Genomic DNA, 3,921 nt, shown 5'->3' with positions numbered 1-3,921 from the left:
GGACCCGCCAATTTGGTGATGTCCCACGAAAAGACCTCACCAGGCTGATACGCCACTAATTCAGGGACTTTCCGGGCCGGATGACGTGCCTGCCGCCGGCGCTCAGCGACTTGTTTTTCCCGACGCAGAAGCCGATACATGCTGGCCACCGAACACAAGTAGGTCCCTTCGCTGAGCAGCACAGCATAGATCTGTTCTGGTGCTTGATCCACAAACCGGTCGCTATTCAACGTTTCAAGAATCAACGCTTCTTCAGCCTCGGTGAGCTTGTTCGCCGGCGCCGGCCGAGGCGCATCAACTGGCTTGCGTGGAAAACGTTCAGCACGCTTGTGGCGGGCCATCGTGGCTCGGCTGACACCAGCCAGAGAACTGGCTCGGCGAGTCGAAATCCCAGACTCAACGAGCTGGTCAAAGACGTTTTTCATGAACGCACGGGAGTCTATTCTGAATCCGCGCTCTTCGAGATCTGCTCCAAGAGCGCGTGTGCTTTTCCCATGTAATTCCGATATCGGAATTACATGGGTTATGCCGAGAATCGAATTATGCCGATGTGTGCTTGATGTGTCTCCTCAGCCACGGGTGTCAGGCTGATTTCTCGGAATAAGACGATACTGAGCGGATACTTGACCTTCCCATCTCTATGGAAGGAGGAAGGCCATGGGAGATCCATACAAGGTTGTCATCGTTGGTCCACTGGCGCCGCTGGCAACAGGTTTCCACATCTATTTGACGAGGCTAGGCTACTCGCCCGACTCGACGTCGAATCAGCTCCAGCTTGTTGCTCATTTATCGCGCTGGATGGATGCGCAAGGGCTGAGCATCCAGGAATTGTCGGACCATGTCATCAATGCTTTCTTTGCAGAGCGCCGATTGCGATACCACAACTTTCACACATCGCGCGCGTTGGGTGCATTTACCGGTTTCCTCCGATCCATCGGCATTGAACGCACTGCGGACCCGCCACCGACGTTCTCGGCCCAAGAAGCAATCCTGTCCCTGTTCGAGCACTACCTGGTCACTGAGCGGGCTCTGCGAGGAACAACGGTGCTGAATTACCTCAACCAGGTCAGACCGTTCCTGAAGTGGAGGGTGGGGCATGACGGATCTGACTGGGAATCGATGTCGATAGTTAACGTCACGGACTATTTGCTGTTTCGCGGGGCCACCCAATCGGTGGGTTCGATCCGGCTTGCAGCAACAGCGCTTCGCGCGTTTTTCCGCTGGCTATTTCTGGAGAGAATCATCGACCAGCCCGTCGCCGAAGGTATTGGCCCGGTCGCCTACTCGCCCTACAAAGGACTTCCGAAGTTTCTGGATATCAGCCAAATCGATGCTCTCCTCGCCGGCCCGTCGACGCGCGAAGTCCAGCCATTGCGCAGCCAGGCATTGCTGCTGATTATGGCGAGAATGGGCCTGCGTGCCCGTGAGGTTCAAGATCTCACTTTGGATGATATTGATTGGCACTCCGGAACCATCAGGGTGCCGGGAAAGGCCGGACACGTCGAACGCATACCGCTTCCGGTAGATGCTGGCGCAGCGATCGTGGACTATTTGACCCAAACCCGTCCAGTGTCCTGCGATCGCCACATATTCCTCCAAGTTCCCGCACCGCATGGACCCCTCGCCCACGGACCCATCAGCCAGATGGTCACAGTTCGCGCATCACGAGCGAATATCGGTTCCCGGATCGGCGCACATCGCCTGCGCCACAGTCTGGCCACCAAGGTACTGGGCAGCGGAGGAACATTGACCGAAGCATCCCAAATACTGCGCCATTCCAGCCCCTCAACCACCGTGATTTACGCCAAGGTCCACCTCGCGGACCTGCGAAGCCTGGTCAGGCCATGGCCGGTGGCGGCGGAGCCGAAAATCTCTGGGTCTCGGCCATGAACCGGTCACTCGACAGCTACCTGAACGAATATGTGCAGCTGCGGCACGCCATGGGCCATAGGCTAAAGGCGGCCGAAGCCATGATTGCCCGGTACCTGAACTACCTCCACGACATCAACGAAGAAGTCCTGACGGTAGACACCGCCGTGGTTTGGGCGTGCTTGCCGACCGCCGCTGCCAACCCGACGAAGGCCGCACACTTGAGTGCGATCAGGGGGTTCGCGGCCTACGTTCATGCCCATGACCCGCTGTTGGCCGCGTTGATTCCAGCGGGACTCATTCCCGCCCGCGCCACCCGGCAGCAACCCTACATTTATAGTGATTCCCAAGTGGAGGCAATGATGATTGGGGCCCTTGCACTTCGACCGGCCGTACGCGGGCTGACCTTGCAGACCTTGATCGGCCTGATGGCTGCAACAGGGATGCGGACCGGTGAATGCCTAGGGCTCAACCTCGCGGATATCGACTGGCCCAGCGGCATCTTGACGGTCAGCGGAAAGAACAACAGCACCCGGCTCGTCCCGATCCACCCCAGCACGGTGGCCGCGCTGAAAAACTATCTCTATCTCAGTCGTGCCGCCATACCCAGCGCTGAGGTGAATTCTTTCTTCATCGGTTCCACCGGAATCCGACCGCATCCCACAGGCCTGCAGGCGGCATTTCGTACCGTACGGGAGAATCTTGGCTACACGCCACGACCCGGAGGCAAGAACCCTCGCTTGCATGATCTAAGGCATTCGTTCGCGACCAACGCCCTGGTTCAGGCCTATCGGGACGGCATTGACGTTGACGTTAGGATCGCGGTCCTGGCCACCTATCTCGGGCATGTCAGCCCGGAAAGTACCTACTGGTATCTCTCATCCGTACCCGAGCTACTGGCCCTGGTCGAGGAGCGAGTCAGCACCGCCCAACATCAAGGAGTCTTGCTGCCATGACCATCATCGTGCCAACCTTCGAAGCGTTTTTCACCAGCTACTTGATGGGCCAGAAGTCGGTTAGCCCCAACACGCTGATCTCCTACCGGGATACGTGGCGACTGCTGCTCACCTTTCTCTTCGAAAAGCACCGCTTCGAACCGAGCTCTCTGGATTTCGCGGACCTCGATGTTCAACACATCACGGAGTTCCTCGCCTATTTGGAGGATGTGCGTGGCAACAGCCCGTCCACCCGGAACACCCGGCTGGCGGGAATTCATGCGTTCTTCCACTTTGCCGCCTACCGACACCCCGAACACGCCGATCTCATCAGCAGAGTCTTGGCGCTTGAACCCAAGAACACGGCTACGAAAGACATCGACTACCTCTCCGATGCCGAAGCCAAAGCACTGATTGCGGCACCAAAAACGACAACTTGGACCGGACGACGGGACCAAGCGATGATCCAGTTCCTGCTTCATACCGGGTTGCGTGTCTCGGAGCTCATCAACCTTCGGTGGACAGACTTGCAACTGCACGCTCCGGCCTACGTCGATTGCAAGGGCAAAGGTCGCAAGGAGCGCAGCACACCGGTGAATTCAGGCCTGGTTTCGATGCTCACCACTTGGTGGGATGAGAATGCGCAGCTGGGAACGAGCAGTCCCATTTTTCCCACCCAGGGAGACCACCACGCGATGAGCCCCGATGCTATCGCTCAACGTCTGGTTGTTCATCAGCGCACCGCGGCTACGGACTGCCCCACCTTGAAACGTAAGGACGTTACCCCTCATGTTCTGCGGCACACTTGTGCCATGCGGATGCTGGCCGCTGGCATAGACTCGGCCACAATATCGCTCTGGCTTGGTCATTCCAGCAAGGAATCGGTTCGCGCGTACCTCCACGCGGACATGACCATCAAGCAGCGTGCCCTCGACCGCACGGCACCGCCCGCGACCGGGCCGGGACGATACAAGCCTCCGGATTCGCTCTTATCCTTCTTGGAGGAACTCTGATTCTTATTCCGAGAAATCAGCCTGACACCCGTGGCTGAGGAGGCACATCAAGCAAACATCGGCATAATTCGATTCTCGGCATAACCCATGATGTCTAGCGCGGT

General features: G+C 58.0%; 3 protein-coding genes and 1 pseudogene. 3 read left to right on the top strand and 1 reads right to left on the bottom strand.

Features of this window, described 5'->3' with window-relative positions; translation table 11 throughout:
* Nucleotides 1–503 (bottom strand): annotated as a pseudogene (locus CIK76_RS16675) (IS3 family transposase); the annotation flags it as partial.
* 154 nt (nt 504–657) lie between these two features.
* Here CIK76_RS16675 and CIK76_RS16670 point away from each other — a divergent pair.
* From CIK76_RS16670 to CIK76_RS16660, 3 genes are read left to right on the top strand one after another with little or no spacing between them, the layout of a single operon-like run.
* Nucleotides 658–1,890, top strand: a complete 1,233-nt coding sequence (locus tag CIK76_RS16670) for a tyrosine-type recombinase/integrase (RefSeq protein WP_096288508.1) — start codon at nt 658–660, stop codon at nt 1,888–1,890.
* The gene (locus CIK76_RS16665; RefSeq protein ID WP_176484276.1) at nt 1,887–2,825 is read left to right on the top strand and encodes a tyrosine-type recombinase/integrase; all 939 of its coding nucleotides are present in this window, start codon (nt 1,887–1,889) and stop codon (nt 2,823–2,825) included. Before CIK76_RS16670 ends, CIK76_RS16665 begins: the two co-directional genes overlap by 4 nt.
* Complete coding sequence (locus tag CIK76_RS16660) at nt 2,822–3,817, top strand: tyrosine-type recombinase/integrase (RefSeq protein ID WP_096288504.1); 996 nt, start codon at nt 2,822–2,824, stop codon at nt 3,815–3,817. The genes CIK76_RS16665 and CIK76_RS16660 overlap by 4 nt, the downstream gene beginning before the upstream one ends.
* Nucleotides 3,818–3,921: the final 104 nt, after the last annotated feature.

Source organism: Glutamicibacter sp. BW80 (genome assembly GCF_002332385.1).
In the GTDB taxonomy this organism is placed as follows: Bacteria; Actinomycetota; Actinomycetes; order Actinomycetales; family Micrococcaceae; genus Glutamicibacter.
This window is presented reverse-complemented; position numbering and strand designations above follow the sequence as displayed.